The following is a 15,097-nucleotide window of genomic DNA, read 5'->3' as shown; positions in this document are numbered from 1 at the left end:
TCCTGCCGCCCCTCGGTGACGTCCGGTCAAGCCCAGCGCGCGCTCCGGTAGTTCCTGCCCCGCGCCGTGCGGACGACGATCCTACGTTTCCCGCCCGGGGGCGCAGCAAGGGTCTCACGAGGACGCGTGGGCATGAGTGCGGTCCCAGTCCCGTGGCAGCGACGGTACCGCCCAGGACGGATCCGGGCGCCAGTTCTCCCAGCCGTCCGAGAACGGCGGCCCCCAGGCGTCGATCACGTCGACCGCGGCCCGCCCGGCCGCCCGCACCCGCCCGGCCAGCGCGGAGTCCACCAGACCGTCCCGCCGGGCCTGGGCGAACTCGTCCTCGTCCCGCCAGTGCCGGCTCCGGTCCGGCTGCACCGAGATGTCCAGGAAGTGGTCCTCGGAGTCCACTCCGCCCGCCCAGCGGGCCAGCGGCTCCTCCAGGTTGACGTACCAGTTCTTGAACCGCCAGCCCGGGTCCCAGAACAGCCACACCGACCAGGGGTCCCCGGGCCGGGCCAGCTTCAGCACACCGGTGCCGAACCAGCGGTCCCGCACCACCGTGCGCGGCTTGGTGTACCGGGTGCCGAGCGGCTCCTGGTGGACGGGGGTGCCATCGGCGAGCACCGGCTTCACGCACTCGGTGCCGGGCGCCAGCCACACCGCGAGCAGCGCGGGGTCGTCGCGCACGACCGTGACGGGGCGCGCGATGTGGATGCGCGCGCCGCCGTTCTCCCGGTAGCGCCACAGGATCCGCGTCCCGGGTGCCCAGTGGCCGGACGTTCTGCCCGCTCGCTCGCCCATCGTCGCTCCGCCCTCCGCCATGCGCAGATGTCAGGTGCCCCGGGCTTACGACGCTGCGGTGCCCGTCACGGTTCACGCCCGGCATGTGCGGCTTTACGGCCGTGTCATCCTCAGCACGTCCAGCGCCTCGTCGAGTTGCCCGACGGTCAGGTCGCCGCGCTCGACGTAGCCGCCCTCCAGCACCACCTGACGGATGGTCTTCCGCTCGGCGAGGGACTTCTTGGCGACCTTGGCGGCCTCCTCGTAGCCGATGTACTTGTTGAGCGGGGTGACCACGGAGGGCGAGGACTCGGCGTACTCCCGCGCCCGTTCGCGGTCCGCGACGATGCCGTCGACGGTGCGGTCGGCGAGGAGCCGGGAGACGTTCGCGAGCAGCCGCACCGACTCCAGCACGTTCTTGGCGATGACCGGAAGCATCACGTTGAGCTCGAAGTTGCCCGAGGCGCCGGCGGCGGCGACCGTCGCGTCGTTGCCGGTGACCTGCGCGCAGACCATGAGCACGGCCTCCGGGATCACCGGGTTGACCTTGCCGGGCATGATCGAGGAGCCGGGCTGGAGGTCGGGCAGGGCGATCTCCGCGAGGCCCGTGCGCGGCCCCGACGCCATCCACCGCAGGTCGTTGGCGATCTTCGTCAGTCCGACGGCGATGGTCCGCAGCTGCCCGCTGGTCTCCACGATGCCGTCCCGGGCGCCCTGCGCCTCGAAGTGGTCGCGCGCCTCGGTCAGCGGCAGCCCGGTCGCGCGGGCGACCTCCTCGATGACGGCGGCGGAGAAACCCGGCGGGGTGTTGATGCCGGTGCCGACGGCGGTCCCGCCCAGCGGCAGCTCCGCGAGGCGCGGCAGGGACGCGTTCAGCCGCTCGATGCCGTACCGCACCTGGGCCGCGTACCCGCCGAACTCCTGGCCCAGCGTCACCGGGGTGGCGTCCATCAGGTGCGTGCGCCCGGACTTCACCACGTCGCCGAACTCCGCGGCCTTGCGCTCCAGGGAGACGGCGAGGTGGTCGAGGGCCGGGATCAGGTCCCGGGTGACGGCGGCGGTCGCGGCGATGTGGATCGACGACGGGAAGACGTCGTTGGACGACTGCGAGGCGTTGACGTGGTCGTTGGGGTGGACGTCCCGGCCGAGCCGCTCGGTGGCGAGGGTGGCGAGGACCTCGTTGGTGTTCATGTTGGACGAGGTCCCGGACCCGGTCTGGAACACGTCGACGGGGAAGTGCTCGTCCCACCGGCCCTCGGCGACCTCGCCGGCCGCCTCCCTGATCGCCTCGGCGATGTCCTCGTCCAGCACCCCGAGGCGGGCGTTGACCTCGGCGGCGGCGCCCTTGATGCGGGCCAGGGCCTCGATGTGGGCGCGCTCCAGGCGCTGTCCGGAGACGGGGAAGTTCTCCACGGCGCGCTGGGTCTGCGCGCGCCACTTGGCGTCGGCGGGGACCCTCACCTCTCCCATGGAGTCGTGCTCGACGCGGTAGTCGCGGTCGTCGTCCGTGGTCGTCATCGTCGTACCTCCGAAGATGCACAGCAGTGGTCCCGGACGAGCGTATTCCCGTGGGCCGCGTCCGCCCCGCCGCGCGGGGGCGCGGCGGGGCGGAGCCGCCCGTGGCGGGACGGTCAGCCGTTGCGCAGGGCCACGTCGTCCAGCAGGAAGCCGGTCTGCAGGGAGTAGTCCTCGGTGGCGGTGAAGGTCAGGGTCACCGTCTGCCCGGCGTACGCCGACAGGTCGACCGACCGCTGCACGTAACCGCTGCCGGCGTCGACGTTGGACAGGGTGGCGAGGGTGGTGCCGCCGGCCTTCACGGTGAACCGGTCGTAGGCGCGCGAGGTGGACTCGTCGGTGTCGACGTGCAGCCAGTAGGCGAGCGACGCCTGGGTGCACCCGGACGGGACGGTCACCGTCTGGCTGATCGACTCGGTGCTCGTGGACCCGTTCCCGCCGAGCCAGGCGAACCGGGTGCCGCCGTGGGGCGCCTGGCCGGAGTGGGCGCCGATGGTGGCGGTGCTCCCGGTCCACGGCGAGGTCCCGCTCTCGAACCCGCCGTTGCCGACGGCGCCGGCGGGGTCGCACGTGCCGCCGGTGCCGGTGTTCACGGCCCGCTGCCACAGGGTGTACGCGATCCCGTCGGACGCGCGGTCGAGACCGGTGGTGTTGATGTTGGTGAGGGTGTCGCAGGACCGGTGGTAGCACGGGTCGTACGCGGACCCCGAGGTGCCGCCCCACTTGGCGGCCTGCGCGGAGGTCTTGCGGGCGCTCGCGCCCATGGCGTACCCGGAGGTCGGGATGCCGTACTGCTCGAAGGGGTAGTCGTCGCTGCGGCCGGCGCCCTCGGTGTTCTCCTCCGGCTGGAGGCCGAGGGAGTCCCAGTACGCCTTCATCGGCGCGGCGGCGGCGGAGGTGATGTGGTTGATGAAGTAGCCGCCGTTGGTGGAGGCGATCATGTCGAAGTTGTAGTACGCCTTGATCTTCGCGCGCTCGGTGGAGGACAGCGAACGCACGTAGAAGTCGGACCCGTTGAGCCCCTGCTCCTCGTCGGTCCACCAGGCGAAGCGGACCCGGTTGCGCATGTCCGGGTTCTGCTGGGCCAGCGTCAGGGCGTTCTCGAGCAGCGCGGCGGACCCGGAGCCGTTGTCGTTCATGCCGGGGCCGGCGGAGACGCCGTCGAGGTGGGCGCCGAACATGTAGACGTTGTTGGCGTCGCCCTTGGGCCATTCGGCGATCAGGTTGGGTCCGGCCCCGCTGGTGCAGCCGGAGGTGCAGGGCTGCTCGGTGACGGTGTAACCGGCGGCCTGGAGCTTGCCCTTCACGTAGGTGACGGAGTCGCGGTACCCCTGTCCGGTGGAGCGGCGGTTCCCGCCGTTGCGTGCGGCGATGGCGCTCAGTTCGCTGAGGTGCGCCTTGACCTTGTTGACGTCGACGTCGGGTGCGGCGGCGGTCGCGGCGGGCGCGGTGCTCGTGGAATCGGCTGCCGCGGCGGGGAGTGTTCCGCAGCCCAGCACGACGGCGAGCGAGACGCTCGCCACGGCGAATCTTCGTTTCACCTGGTCTCCTCGGGAGGTGGCTGTGGGGTGAGCCACGCAAGGATTGACATGGCATGTGCATGCCTGAGCGCCGAGAAGACTCACAGCGTTGGTTGATCCCGTCAACGGAACGGGCGTGGCCGGCGCCAGATTGTCCGAAAGCAGCACGCGAGGTCCGCTATGCGGACGCGTTGGCCAGTTGACCCGCCCCGCCGCCCCTTCCCGTCCCGAACCTGGGGCTCCGCCCCCGGGGGATGGCAACGGGAAGGGGCGGCGGGGGCGAAGAACGCCCTCCCGCCGCCCCGGAACGCCCTGCCCCGCCGGCCAGGCGCTATGCCAGTCCGGGCCCCCGCACCGGAATCGACGTGAACGTCGGCTGCGGAGTCGGGTCCTGGAAGAAGTTATTGCCCTTGTCGTCAACGACGACGAACGCCGGGAAGTCCTCGACCTCGATCTTCCAGACCGCCTCCATCCCGAGCTCCTCGTACTCGACGACCTCGACCTTCTTGATGCAGTCCTGTGCCAGCCGGGCCGCGGGCCCGCCGATCGAACCCAGGTAGAAGCCCCCGTGCGTGCCGCACGCGTCCGTGACCTGCTTGCTCCGGTTGCCCTTGGCCAGCATCACCTTGGACCCGCCGGCCGCCTGGAACTGCTCGACGTAGGAGTCCATGCGCCCGGCCGTCGTCGGTCCGAACGACCCCGACGCGTACCCCTCGGGCGTCTTCGCCGGGCCGGCGTAGTACACCGGGTGGTCCTTCAGGTACTGCGGCATCTCCTCGCCGGCGTCCAGCCGCTCCTTGATCTTCGCGTGCGCGATGTCCCGCGCCACGACCAGCGGTCCGGTCAGCGAGAGCCGCGTCTTGACCGGGTGCTTGGTCAGCTCCGCGAGGATCGCGTCCATCGGCTGGTTCAGGTCGACCTTCACCACGGAGCCCGACTCGTCCAGCTGCTCGTCGGTGGTCTCGGGCAGGAACCGCGCCGGGTCCGTCTCCAGCTGCTCCAGGAAGACGCCCTCGGCGGTGATCTTCGCGACCGCCTGCCGGTCCGCCGAGCAGGACACCGCGATCGCGACCGGGCAGGACGCCCCGTGCCGGGGCAGCCGCACCACGCGCACGTCGTGGCAGAAGTACTTGCCGCCGAACTGCGCGCCGATGCCGATCTTCTGCGTCAGCTCGAAGACCTTCTCCTCCAGCTGCTTGTCCCGGAAGCCGTGCCCGAGCGGTGAACCCTCGCTCGGGATCTCGTCCAGGTAGTGCGCGGAGGCGTACTTCGCGGTCTTCAGCGCGTACTCGGCCGACGTGCCGCCGACCACGATCGCCAGGTGGTACGGCGGGCAGGCGGCCGTGCCCAGCGAACGGATCTTCTCCTCCAGGAACTTCATCATGGAGGCCTCGTTCAGGACGGCCTTGGTCTCCTGGTACAGGAAGCTCTTGTTGGCCGACCCGCCGCCCTTGGCCATGAACAGGAACTTGTACGCGTCGCCGTCCGTGGCGTACAGCTCGATCTGCGCCGGAAGGTTGGAGCCGGTGTTCTTCTCCTCCCACATGGTGAGCGGAGCCATCTGCGAGTACCGCAGGTTGAGGTTCTGGTACGCGTCGTAGATGCCCTTGCTCAGGGCCTCCTCGTCACGCCCCGCGGTGAGCACGTTCTGCCCGCGCTTGCCCATGACGATCGCCGTACCGGTGTCCTGGCACATCGGCAGCACGCCCGCCGCCGCGATGTTCGCGTTCTTCAGCAGGTCCAGGGCGACGAACTTGTCGTTGCCGGACGCCTCCGGGTCGTCGATGATCCGGCGCAGCTGCGCCAGGTGCGCGGGGCGCAGGTAGTGCTGGATGTCGCGGATGGCCTCCTCGGCGAGCTTGCGCAGCGCCTCCGGCTCCACCTTGAGGAACGTCCGGCCGTCGGCCTCGAAGGTGGACACACCCTCGGAGGTCACCAGCCGGTAGGGGGTGGTGTCCTCTCCCATGGGGAGCAGATCGGCGTACTCGAACTCAGGCATCTCGCCCATTCCTCACTCGACGGAAGACCGCCCGCCTCCGTCGGCGGGCGCCGACCAGCCTAGGACCTGCCGTCGGCGGCGAACCTGTGAGGTTGTCCTCAGTTGTCCGCTCCAGAGGGTAGTCGCGATCTATCGCGTTTGGCTACGCTGCTGTCGTGGACCTTCAGAAGCACGCCCAGCAGCCGGACACGGCACCGCGGACGGCCGAGCTGCGCGCCTCCGACGCCGACCGGGACCGTATCGCCGACCTCCTGCGCGAGGCCCTCGCCGAGGGCCGCCTGACCGCCGACGAGCACGCGGAGCGCGTGGAGGGCGTGCTGGCCGCCAAGACGGTGGGGGAGCTGGACGTGTTCGTCCGGGACCTGCCGATAGCCCACCGGCGAGGAGCGGCGCACGCCCCCGCGCCCCACCGGCCCACCGCCGGCGCGATCCCGATGGACCCCGACGACAGCGTGGTCGCGGTGTTCAGCGCCGCCACCCGCAAGGGCCGCTGGCGGACCGGCCGCCGCATCCACGCCTACGCGATCTTCGGCAGCGTCGAGATCGACCTCAGCGAGGCCATGTTCGACCACCAGCAGGTCATGATCAAGGCGTTCGCCGTCTTCGGCAGCGTCGAGATCCGCGTCCCGGAGAACGTGTCGCTGCGCGGCACGGGCGGTGGTGTGCTCGGTTCCTTCGAGGTGGACACGCTGGACGCGACCGACGAGGAGGCGCCGGTGGTCTTCGTCGACGGATGGGCGGTGCTGGGCAGCGTGGAGGCGCGGCCCCGGCGGGGGAAGCTCGTCGCGGACATCCTGGACCGGGTGCACCGCACGGTCGGCAAGAGCATGCGCAAGCACCTCGGGCACTGACTCCGGTGCGGGCGGAGCCCGTTGGGGACTCAGTGCATAGGCTCGCGCACATCGGGTAAGCCTTGCTGCATCGTGTCTCGCTTGCGAAGCCGTCGTCAGGAGTAGACCGTGCTGCAACCGCCGCATTCGTCCCTGCAGGTCGCCGCCGTTCCGGACCGGCGAGCAGCAGCGCGGGACAGGGACCAGGACGCGCCCTGGCACACCGAGGCGGTGTGCCGGCGCGACGAGGCGGGGCTGTTCTTCGCACCGTCGAAAGAGCCCACCGCCGCCCGGCTCTCCCGTGAGGACGCGGCCAAGCGGGTCTGCGCCCGCTGTCCGGTCATGGTCGAGTGCCGCGAGCACGCCCTGCTCCAGCCGGAACCGTACGGCGTCTGGGGCGGCCTCACCGCCGCCGAACGCCGCGTGGTCCTCGCCCGCCGCAGGCGCCGCGACATGGAACTGAAGAAGACGGCCCGCCAGAGCCGCATACCCGCGGCGGGCTGACCCCCGCACCCGAGAAGGGGCGCCCTCTCCGCACAGAGGCCGCCCCCTCCCTCACACCTTCCGGGCGACTCCCCCAGGGGCGCGGGGAACTGCGCGCTCAGCCACAACCCACCCGCACCCGACGGAGTCTCACTGCGCCCGGTCGAAGTCCACGGCGCTGTAAGCCCGCAGCTTGCTGAGCCGGTGCTCGGAGTCGATCCTCCGCACCGTCCCCGACTTCGACCGCATCACGATCGAGTCCGTCGTCGCCGTCTCCGACCGGTACCGCACACCGCGCAGCAGCTCACCGTCGGTGATCCCCGTCGCCACGAAGAACACGTTGTCCCCGGTGACCAGGTCCTCCGTGGTCAGCACCCGGTCGAGGTCGTGCCCGGCGTCGACCGCCCGCTGCCGCTCCTCCTCGTCCTTGGGCCACAGCTTGCCCTGGATCGTGCCGCCCAGGCACTTCACCGCGCAGGCCGAGATGATGCCCTCGGGGGTGCCGCCGACACCGAGCAGCAGGTCGATGCCGGTGCCCTCGCGCAGTGCCAGGATCGAGCCGGCCACGTCGCCGTCGGAGATCAGCTTGATGCGTGCGCCGGTCTCGCGGATCTCCTTGATGATGCCCTCGTGCCGCGGCCGGTCCAGGATCACCACGGTGACGTCCTCGGGGGTGACCCGCTTGGCCTTGGCGACCCGCCGGATGTTCACGTTCACCGGCGCGTTGATGTCGACGAAGTCGGCCGCCTCCGGTCCGGTGACCAGCTTGTCCATGTAGAACACGGCCGAGGGGTCGAACATCGAGCCGCGCTCGGCGGCGGCCAGCACCGCGATGGCGTTCGTCATGCCCTTGGCGGTCAGCGTGGTGCCGTCGATCGGGTCGACGGCGATGTCGCACTCCGGTCCGGTCCCGTCGCCCACGCGCTCCCCGTTGAAGAGCATCGGGGCTTCGTCCTTCTCGCCCTCGCCGATGACGACGACGCCGTTCATCGAGACGGTGGAGACGAGCGTGCGCATGGCGCGCACCGCGGCGCCGTCGGCGCCGTTCTTGTCGCCGCGCCCCACCCAACGGCCGGCGGCCATCGCCGCGGCCTCGGTGACCCGTACGAGCTCCAGGGCGAGGTTGCGGTCGGGGGCCTCGGAGGGAACATCGAGCTCGGACGGCAGGTGATGGTGTTCGGTCATCGGAGCGCACCTTTCTGTACGACGACGGCCGGATGAGGGTATGGGCCACGACTCTATCGCCAGGCAGACAAAATGAGCAGGGGCCCCCACGGATGAGCGCTCCGGGCACCTGCGACGATAGGGGGCGTGGCAGGAACGAACAGCATGCAGAAAACGGCCAGGGACATGATCCTTTCCCTGGCTGTCATCGTGCTCGTGGCGGGAGTGGTCTGGCTGCTCAACACGCAGGAGGACGGCGACCCCGACCTCAAGCGGGTCGACTACCGGGTCGACCTGCTCACCGCCCGCCGGGCCGCCCCGTATCCCGTGGCCGCTCCCGTCGGTCTGCCGGAGGAGTGGAAGCCCACCTCCGTGCGCTTCCGGGGCGTCGACGCCGACGCCTGGCACCTCGGCTACCACGCCCCGGACGGGCAGTACGTGGCGGTGGAGCAGTCCACGGACAAGCGGGCGGCGTTCATCAGGAGCAAGACGCAGGGTGCCGAGAAGACCGACGTCACCCAGCAGATCGACGGCGAGACGTGGACGCGGTACGAGGGCGACCACTACGACGCGCTCGTCCTGGAGGGAACCGAGGGCTCGACCACCCTCGTGACGGGAACCGGGTCGTTCGGGCAGCTGACGAAGATGGCCGGGGCGCTGCGCACCGAGTGAGCGCGTGACCGAGGGGCGGGGTTCCGCCGGATCGACCGATCCGGCGGAACCCCGCCCCTCGTGCGCCGTGTACGGGGTCAGACCGTGGTGACGACCTGCTCGAACTCCAGACGCGGGCTGCGCGGGAACCAGGCGTCGGGGCCGGGGCGGCCGATGTTGACGACCATCAGCGGGGTGTGGTCGTCGTCCAGGAACTCCTTGCGCAGGCCCTCGAAGTCGAGGCCGGTCATCGGTCCGGCGGCCAGGCCGGCGGCGCGGACGCCGATGATGAAGTACGCGGCCTGAAGGGCGGCGTTCAGGGCGGCGGAGCCCTCCCGGACCGGGCGCTCACCGAAGAAGGCGTCCTTGGCCTGCGGGAAGTGCGGGAAGAGCTGCGGCAGCTCCTCGTGGAACTCGTTGTCCGCGGACAGGATAGCGACCAGCGGGGCGGCGGCCGTCTTGGACCGGTTGCCCTCGGCCAGGTGCTGGACGAGACGCTCACGGGCCTCGGGGGAGCGCACCAGCGTGACGCGCAGCGGCGACTGGTTCATGGACGTGGGGCCGTACTTGACCAGGTCGTAGATCGCCCGCACCTGCTCGTCGGTCACCGGCTCGTCGGTGAACGTGTTGGCGGTGCGTGCCTCGCGGAACAGCAGGTCCTGGGCGGCGGCGTCGAGAAGGAGAGACATACGTGAACCTCTTGCGGGGGTGCGTCGGCCCGGGGCCCCGTGCGGGCACCACGAACCTGATGACGCACTCGACCGTACGCCCGTGAGGTTCAATCTTCAACTAAACCCGGAGGGCGGTGATCCATTTCACGGATCAGCCCTCGCGGCCGCCCCTCCCGTCGCCGTCCTCCCCGGCCTCCTCCGCCAGCGCCGCGTCCAGCCGCGCCCGCGCCCCCTCCAGCCAGCGCCGGCACACCCTGGCCAGTTCCTCGCCGCGCTCCCAGAGCGCGAGGGACTCCTCCAGCGTCGTACCGCCCGCCTCGAGGCGCCGTACGACGTCGATCAGCTCGTCCCGCGCCTGCTCGTACCCGAGCGCCTCGTCCGCCACCTGCCCGGACTCCGTCTCCGTCTTGCTCGTCATTCCGCCCACCCTACGCATCGACCCGGACAGTGAACTCGCCCTCGGACACCCGCGCCCGCAGCACCTCACCGGCCTCCACCTCGCCCGGAGCGCGCACCGCGTGCCCGTCCGGCCGCTGGAGCACCGCGTACCCGCGCTTCAGGGTCGCGGCGGGGGAGAGGGCCACCACCCGCGCACGGGTGTGCGTCAGCTCGGACTCGGCCCGGTCCAGCTGGTGCCGCAGTGAGCGCCGCCCCCGCTCCAGCAGTGCCGTGACCTCCTCGGCCCGCGCGTCGATCATCCGGTGCGGGTCCTGTATCGAGGGCCGGGCCAGCGCCTGCGCCAGCCCGCGCTCCTCCCGCTCCAGCAGCGCCCCCACGCAGCGCCGCGCGCGGTCGCGCAGCATCCGCACCCGCTCGTACTCCTCCCCCACGTCCGGCACCACCTTCTTCGCGGCGTCCGTCGGCGTCGAGGCGCGCAGGTCGGCGACGTGGTCCAGGAGCGGATTGTCCGGCTCGTGCCCGATCGCCGAGACGACCGGCGTACGGCACGCCGCCACCGCCCGCACCAGCTGCTCGTCGGAGAACGGCAGCAGGTCCTCCACGCTGCCGCCGCCCCGCGCGACGACGATCACGTCCACGTCGTCGATCGCGTCCAGCTCCTTCACGGCCTGGACGACCTGCGGCACCGCGTGCACCCCCTGCACGGCCACATTGCGCACCTCGAAGCGGACGGCCGGCCAGCGGTGCCGCGCGTTCTCCAGCACGTCCCGCTCGGCCGCCGAGGCCCGCCCGCACACCAGGCCGATCAGCTGCGGCAGGAACGGCAGCGGCTTCTTGCGCTCCGGCGCGAAGAGCCCCTCCCGCGCGAGGGACTTCTTGAGCTGCTCGAGGCGCGCCAGCAGCTCACCCACCCCCACCGGCTTGATCTCGGCGGCGCGCAGCGACAGCTGCCCGCGCGGCGCGTACCACTCCGGCTTGCAGTGCACCACCACCCGCGCGCCCTCGCTCACCACGTCGGCGACGGCGTCGAACACCTGCCGATAGCAGGTCACGCCCACCGAGATGTCGTACGAGGGGTCGCGCAGGGTCAGGAACACCACCCCGGCACCGGGCCGCCGCGACAGCTGGGTGATCTGCCCCTCCACCCAGACCGCCCCGAGCCGGTCGATCCACCCGCCGATGAGCCGCGACACCTCCCCGACCGGGATGGGAGCTTCCGCAGACGTGTTGACAGCCATGCCCGCGAGAGTAGTGCGCCCCACCGACAACGCACCGTGACCGAACCCCCCGGACCCGGCCCTTACGATGGGAGGCATGACCGCTTCGCCTGGCCGCCGTGTCCTGCTCGCCGCCCCCCGTGGCTACTGCGCGGGTGTGGACCGCGCCGTGATCGCCGTCGAGAAGGCCCTGGAGCAGTACGGGGCCCCCGTCTACGTCCGGCACGAGATCGTGCACAACAAGTACGTCGTGCAGACCCTGGAGAAGAAGGGCGCGATCTTCGTCGAACGGACGGAGGAGGTCCCCCCGGGCAACATCGTGATGTTCTCCGCGCACGGCGTCGCCCCCGTCGTCCACGAGGAGGCCGAGCGCGGCCGGCTCGCCACCATCGACGCCACCTGCCCGCTGGTCACCAAGGTCCACAAGGAGGCCGTCCGCTTCGCCAATGACGACTACGACATCCTCCTGATCGGCCACGAGGGCCACGAGGAGGTCATCGGCACCTCCGGCGAGGCCCCCGACCACATCCAGCTCGTCGACGGGCCCGGCGACGTCGCCAAGGTCGAGGTCCGCGACCCCTCCAAGGTCGTCTGGCTGTCCCAGACCACGCTCTCCGTCGACGAGACCATGGAGACCGTCGACGCCCTCAAGGAGAAGTTCCCCCAGCTGATCTCCCCGCCCAGCGACGACATCTGCTACGCCACGCAGAACCGTCAGCTCGCGGTCAAGCAGATGGGCGCCGAGGCGGACCTGGTGATCGTGGTCGGCTCGCGCAACTCCTCCAACTCCAAGCGGCTGGTCGAGGTCGCCAAGATCGCCGGCGCCCGCGCGGCGTACCTGGTGGACTTCGCCGACGAGATCGACGAGGCCTGGCTGGAGGGCGTCTCCACGGTCGGTGTGACCTCGGGCGCCTCGGTGCCGGAGATCCTGGTCGAGCAGGTCCTCGAGTGGCTGTCGCAGCGCGGCTTCGAGGACGTCGAGATCGTCAAGGCGGCCGAGGAGTCCATCATCTTCTCCCTGCCGAAGGAACTCCGCCGCGATCTGCGCGACGAGGCCGCCGCCCTGGTGGCCGAGCGCGGCGGCACCGGGACCGGTGCGGATTCCGCGAAGTGACCGTGGTGCGGCGGTGGCGGTCGCGGTGGTCGGCCCCGTGACCGTCCGTCGTACGTCGTAACGTGGAGACATGCAGATCTTCGGCGTGGACATCGGCGGATCCGGGATCAAGGGTGCCCCGGTCGACCTGGACAAGGGGGACCTGGCGCAGGAGCGCCACAAGGTCCTCACCCCGCAACCGTCGACCCCGGACGCGGTGGCCGACGGCGTGAAGGAGGTCGTCGACCACTTCGGCTGGACCGGCCCGGTCGGCGTCACCTTCCCCGGAGTGGTCACCGACGGCACCACGGTCCGCTCGGCGGCCAACGTCGACAAGAGCTGGGTCGACACCGACGCCCGTGTGCTGCTCGGCGGCCGTCTGGGCGGCCTGCCGGTGACGGTGGTCAACGACGCGGACGCGGCGGGCATCGCCGAGATGCACTTCGGCGCCGGACGGTACCGCAGGGGCACGGTCGTCCTGCTGACCTTCGGCACCGGCATCGGCAGCGCGGTCTTCGCGGACGGCGTCCTCGTCCCCAACAGCGAGCTGGGCCACCTCGAGCTGGACGGCCACGAGGCGGAGAAGCGGGCCTCCAGCAAGGCCAGGGACGACCACGACCTGTCGTGGGAGCAGTGGGCGCACCGGGTGCAGAAGTACCTGGCGCACGTGGAGATGCTGTTCTCGCCGGAGTTGTTCATCATCGGCGGCGGCGTCAGCCGCAAGTCCGACAAGTACCTCCACCACATCAAGGGCATCAGGGCGGAGATCGTCCCGGCCCAGCTGCAGAACAACGCGGGCATCGTGGGGGCGGCGATGCGGGCGGCGACGGGCGGCTAGCGGTCCCTCACGGCCGGGCGGCCCGCCGGGCGACGGCCGGCCTCCCGGAGCCGCCGCACCCACCGCACCCTGCGCACGAGCACGATCACCCCCGCGACGAGCGTCCCGCCGTAGAGCCACCCCGCCTGGGTGGCGAGGCCCGTCACCATGCCCATCAGCCGGTCGCCGGTGCCCCCGCCACCGGTGTCGGCGACCGGCACCAGCCCCACGGCGAAGGCGATCGGCACGACCACGGGCCCGATGAGCACGTCCCCCTCGCGCAGCCACAGCGCGGTCAGCACGCTCACGGGCAGGAACAGCACGCCGTACACCGTCTGGGACGCCCCGAACAGCGTCTCGGTGAGCAGCCCGAGCACCAGCATCACCGCCGCGCAGAACAAGCCCCCGCCCAGCCCGGTCAGCCGCGGCCGGGGCGGACGCCGGACCGCGGCCGGGGGAGCGGGCCGCCGCTGCGGCACCCGCCCGGTCCGGGCCGGCCGCGGGGACCGTACGACCCCGCCCCCCGCCGCCCGCCCCGCCTGCGGAGGCAGCGGCGGCTTGCCCGGCCGGGGCTGCCGGGGTGGCCCCGGCGCGGTGTCACGTCGTGGTCCCTGCTGCGTGGGTCGCGTCCTGTGTTGCTCCACCGGACCAACTTAGGTCGTTTTATGTGCCGAACAGTCCGTGAGACACGCCGGGATCCGAAGCCCGGCCGGGCGTCCGGTGCACCGGCCGGGCGGGCGCGGGCACGCCGTAGACTGGTGGATCGGCCCACTCAGCCCCGTAGGGCCGGTCCTCGCCCCTCATCCTCACGTACGGGAAGTCGCAACGTGTCGCTCACGATCGGAATCGTCGGTCTGCCGAATGTCGGCAAGTCGACCCTGTTCAACGCCCTGACCAAGAACGACGTGCTGGCGGCCAACTACCCGTTCGCCACGATCGAGCCGAACGTCGGCGTGGTCGGCGTCCCCGACCCCCGCCTGACCAGGCTGGCGGAGATCTTCGGCTCCCAGCGGATCCTCCCGGCCACGGTCGACTTCGTCGACATCGCCGGCATCGTCCGCGGCGCCTCGGAGGGTGAGGGCCTGGGCAACAAGTTCCTCGCGAACATCCGCGAGTCCGACGCGATCTGCCAGGTCATCCGCGCCTTCAAGGACGAGAACGTCGTCCACGTCGACGGCAAGGTCTCGCCGAAGGACGACATCGAGACGATCAACACCGAGCTGATCCTCGCCGACCTCCAGACCATCGAGAAGGTCCTGCCCCGCCTCCAGAAGGAGTCGCGGATCAAGAAGGACATCGCGCCCAAGGTCAAGGCGGTCGAGGAGGCCAAGGAAATCCTGGAGAAGGGCGACACCCTCTTCGCCCACGGCATCGTCCAGGGCACCGAGCGCAACGAGCTCCTGCACGACCTGCACCTCCTCACGACCAAGCCCTTCCTCTACGTCTTCAACGTCGACGAGGACGAGCTGACCGACGAGGACTTCAAGAACGAGCAGCGCGCCCTCGTCGCCCCCGCCGAGGCGATCTTCCTCAACGCCAAGCTGGAGGCGGACCTCGCCGAGCTGGACGAGGACGAGGCCCTCGAACTCCTCCAGTCCGTCGGCCAGGAGGAGCCCGGCCTCGCCACCCTCGCCCACGTCGGCTTCCGCACCCTCGGCCTGCAGACCTACCTGACGGCCGGCCCCAAGGAATCCCGCGCCTGGACCATCAAGAAGGGCGCCACCGCCCCCGAGGCCGCCGGTGTCATCCACACCGACTTCCAGAAGGGCTTCATCAAGGCCGAGGTCATCTCCTTCGCCGACCTGGTCGACACCGGCTCCGTCGCCGAAGCCCGCGCCAAGGGCAAGGCCCGCATGGAGGGCAAGGAGTACGTCATGCAGGACGGGGACGTGGTGGAGTTCCGCTTCAACGTCTAATCCGTTCGGCGAAAGGCCGTCTGACCTGCGGTGGAGTGGGTTGGGCGGCCTTTGCGG

Annotated in this window: 15 protein-coding genes; 6 read left to right on the top strand and 9 right to left on the bottom strand. The window is 71.0% G+C overall.

Translation table 11 applies throughout. The features are described 5' to 3' along the window. Positions 1 to 114 precede the first annotated feature (114 nt). The 4 genes from fomD to ACZ6A9_RS01670 all read right to left on the bottom strand — a co-directional run bounded on the left by fomD (position 115) and on the right by ACZ6A9_RS01670 (position 5,808). Positions 115 to 807: a cytidylyl-2-hydroxypropylphosphonate hydrolase gene (gene fomD / locus ACZ6A9_RS01685; RefSeq protein ID WP_468976357.1), complete on the bottom strand. Its 693-nt coding sequence runs from the start codon at positions 805 to 807 to the stop codon at positions 115 to 117. A gap of 72 nt (positions 808 to 879) precedes the next feature. Beyond that, positions 880 to 2,283 (bottom strand): class II fumarate hydratase, encoded by a 1,404-nt coding sequence (locus ACZ6A9_RS01680; protein ID WP_468976355.1) that lies wholly within the window; start codon positions 2,281 to 2,283, stop codon positions 880 to 882. A 113-nt stretch (positions 2,284 to 2,396) separates the two neighbouring features. Continuing rightward, positions 2,397 to 3,821 (bottom strand): M28 family metallopeptidase, encoded by a 1,425-nt coding sequence (locus ACZ6A9_RS01675; protein WP_468976353.1) that lies wholly within the window; start codon positions 3,819 to 3,821, stop codon positions 2,397 to 2,399. Positions 3,822 to 4,131: 310 nt separating this feature from the next. Then, positions 4,132 to 5,808, bottom strand: coding sequence for a fumarate hydratase (locus ACZ6A9_RS01670; RefSeq protein ID WP_468976351.1), 1,677 nt, complete (start codon positions 5,806 to 5,808; stop codon positions 4,132 to 4,134). A 146-nt stretch (positions 5,809 to 5,954) separates the two neighbouring features. Between ACZ6A9_RS01670 and ACZ6A9_RS01665 the strand changes: the two genes are divergently transcribed. Next, positions 5,955 to 6,650, top strand: a complete 696-nt coding sequence (locus ACZ6A9_RS01665) for a DUF1707 SHOCT-like domain-containing protein (RefSeq protein ID WP_468976349.1) — start codon at positions 5,955 to 5,957, stop codon at positions 6,648 to 6,650. A 108-nt stretch (positions 6,651 to 6,758) separates the two neighbouring features. Beyond that, positions 6,759 to 7,133 carry a WhiB family transcriptional regulator gene (locus ACZ6A9_RS01660; RefSeq protein ID WP_468976346.1) on the top strand — a complete coding sequence of 125 codons (375 nt, stop codon included), beginning with the start codon at positions 6,759 to 6,761 and terminating at the stop codon, positions 7,131 to 7,133. A 129-nt stretch (positions 7,134 to 7,262) separates the two neighbouring features. Here ACZ6A9_RS01660 and glpX read toward each other — a convergent pair whose 3' ends face one another. Beyond that, a complete protein-coding gene (gene glpX, locus ACZ6A9_RS01655; RefSeq protein ID WP_228967895.1) occupies positions 7,263 to 8,297 on the bottom strand; it encodes a class II fructose-bisphosphatase in 1,035 nt (344 codons plus the stop codon). A gap of 144 nt (positions 8,298 to 8,441) precedes the next feature. Here glpX and ACZ6A9_RS01650 point away from each other — a divergent pair, with 144 nt between their 5' ends. Further along, positions 8,442 to 8,948 (top strand): DUF4245 domain-containing protein, encoded by a 507-nt coding sequence (locus ACZ6A9_RS01650; protein ID WP_468976344.1) that lies wholly within the window; start codon positions 8,442 to 8,444, stop codon positions 8,946 to 8,948. Between the two features lie 77 nt (positions 8,949 to 9,025). Here the strand turns inward: ACZ6A9_RS01650 and ACZ6A9_RS01645 are convergent, their stop codons facing one another. The 3 genes from ACZ6A9_RS01645 to xseA form a co-directional block, all read right to left on the bottom strand. Next, on the bottom strand, positions 9,026 to 9,616 hold the full coding sequence (locus ACZ6A9_RS01645; RefSeq protein WP_468976342.1) for a malonic semialdehyde reductase: 591 nt from the start codon (positions 9,614 to 9,616) through the stop codon (positions 9,026 to 9,028). 133 nt (positions 9,617 to 9,749) lie between these two features. Beyond that, on the bottom strand, positions 9,750 to 10,016 hold the full coding sequence (locus ACZ6A9_RS01640) for an exodeoxyribonuclease VII small subunit (protein WP_468976339.1): 267 nt from the start codon (positions 10,014 to 10,016) through the stop codon (positions 9,750 to 9,752). A 10-nt stretch (positions 10,017 to 10,026) separates the two neighbouring features. After that, positions 10,027 to 11,235 (bottom strand): exodeoxyribonuclease VII large subunit, encoded by a 1,209-nt coding sequence (xseA, locus tag ACZ6A9_RS01635; protein WP_468976336.1) that lies wholly within the window; start codon positions 11,233 to 11,235, stop codon positions 10,027 to 10,029. Between the two features lie 67 nt (positions 11,236 to 11,302). Between xseA and ACZ6A9_RS01630 the strand changes: the two genes are divergently transcribed. Continuing rightward, entirely contained in the window at positions 11,303 to 12,328 is a 1,026-nt protein-coding gene (locus ACZ6A9_RS01630) for a 4-hydroxy-3-methylbut-2-enyl diphosphate reductase (protein WP_190097238.1), read from the top strand. Positions 12,329 to 12,398: 70 nt separating this feature from the next. Then, a complete protein-coding gene (ppgK, locus tag ACZ6A9_RS01625; protein WP_468976333.1) occupies positions 12,399 to 13,145 on the top strand; it encodes a polyphosphate--glucose phosphotransferase in 747 nt (248 codons plus the stop codon). Here ppgK and ACZ6A9_RS01620 read toward each other — a convergent pair. Beyond that, positions 13,142 to 13,768 (bottom strand): DUF6542 domain-containing protein, encoded by a 627-nt coding sequence (locus tag ACZ6A9_RS01620; protein ID WP_468976330.1) that lies wholly within the window; start codon positions 13,766 to 13,768, stop codon positions 13,142 to 13,144. The genes ppgK and ACZ6A9_RS01620 overlap by 4 nt on opposite strands. Positions 13,769 to 13,951: 183 nt before the next feature. Here ACZ6A9_RS01620 and ychF point away from each other — a divergent pair, with 183 nt between their 5' ends. Beyond that, positions 13,952 to 15,040 (top strand): redox-regulated ATPase YchF, encoded by a 1,089-nt coding sequence (ychF, locus tag ACZ6A9_RS01615; protein ID WP_468976328.1) that lies wholly within the window; start codon positions 13,952 to 13,954, stop codon positions 15,038 to 15,040. Positions 15,041 to 15,097 lie beyond the last annotated feature (57 nt).

The organism is Streptomyces sp. NPDC041124, from assembly GCF_055592385.1.
The sequence above is the reverse complement of the archived record's forward strand: the minus strand, read 5'-3'. Positions and strand labels throughout refer to the sequence as shown.

Excerpts from the sequence above, each read along its gene's own strand:
- fomD (WP_468976357.1), bottom strand. The coding sequence starts at position 807 with ATGGCGGAGGGCGGAGCGACGATGGGCGAGCGAGCGGGCAGAACGTCC.
- ACZ6A9_RS01680 (WP_468976355.1), bottom strand. The coding sequence starts at position 2,283 with ATGACGACCACGGACGACGACCGCGACTACCGCGTCGAGCACGACTCC.
- ACZ6A9_RS01670 (WP_468976351.1), bottom strand. The coding sequence starts at position 5,808 with ATGGGCGAGATGCCTGAGTTCGAGTACGCCGATCTGCTCCCCATGGGA.
- glpX (WP_228967895.1), bottom strand. The coding sequence starts at position 8,297 with ATGACCGAACACCATCACCTGCCGTCCGAGCTCGATGTTCCCTCCGAG.
- ACZ6A9_RS01650 (WP_468976344.1), top strand. The coding sequence starts at position 8,442 with ATGCAGAAAACGGCCAGGGACATGATCCTTTCCCTGGCTGTCATCGTG.
- ACZ6A9_RS01645 (WP_468976342.1), bottom strand. The coding sequence starts at position 9,616 with ATGTCTCTCCTTCTCGACGCCGCCGCCCAGGACCTGCTGTTCCGCGAG.
- ACZ6A9_RS01640 (WP_468976339.1), bottom strand. The coding sequence starts at position 10,016 with ATGACGAGCAAGACGGAGACGGAGTCCGGGCAGGTGGCGGACGAGGCG.
- xseA (WP_468976336.1), bottom strand. The coding sequence starts at position 11,235 with ATGGCTGTCAACACGTCTGCGGAAGCTCCCATCCCGGTCGGGGAGGTG.
- ACZ6A9_RS01630 (WP_190097238.1), top strand. The coding sequence starts at position 11,303 with ATGGGAGGCATGACCGCTTCGCCTGGCCGCCGTGTCCTGCTCGCCGCC.
- ppgK (WP_468976333.1), top strand. The coding sequence starts at position 12,399 with ATGCAGATCTTCGGCGTGGACATCGGCGGATCCGGGATCAAGGGTGCC.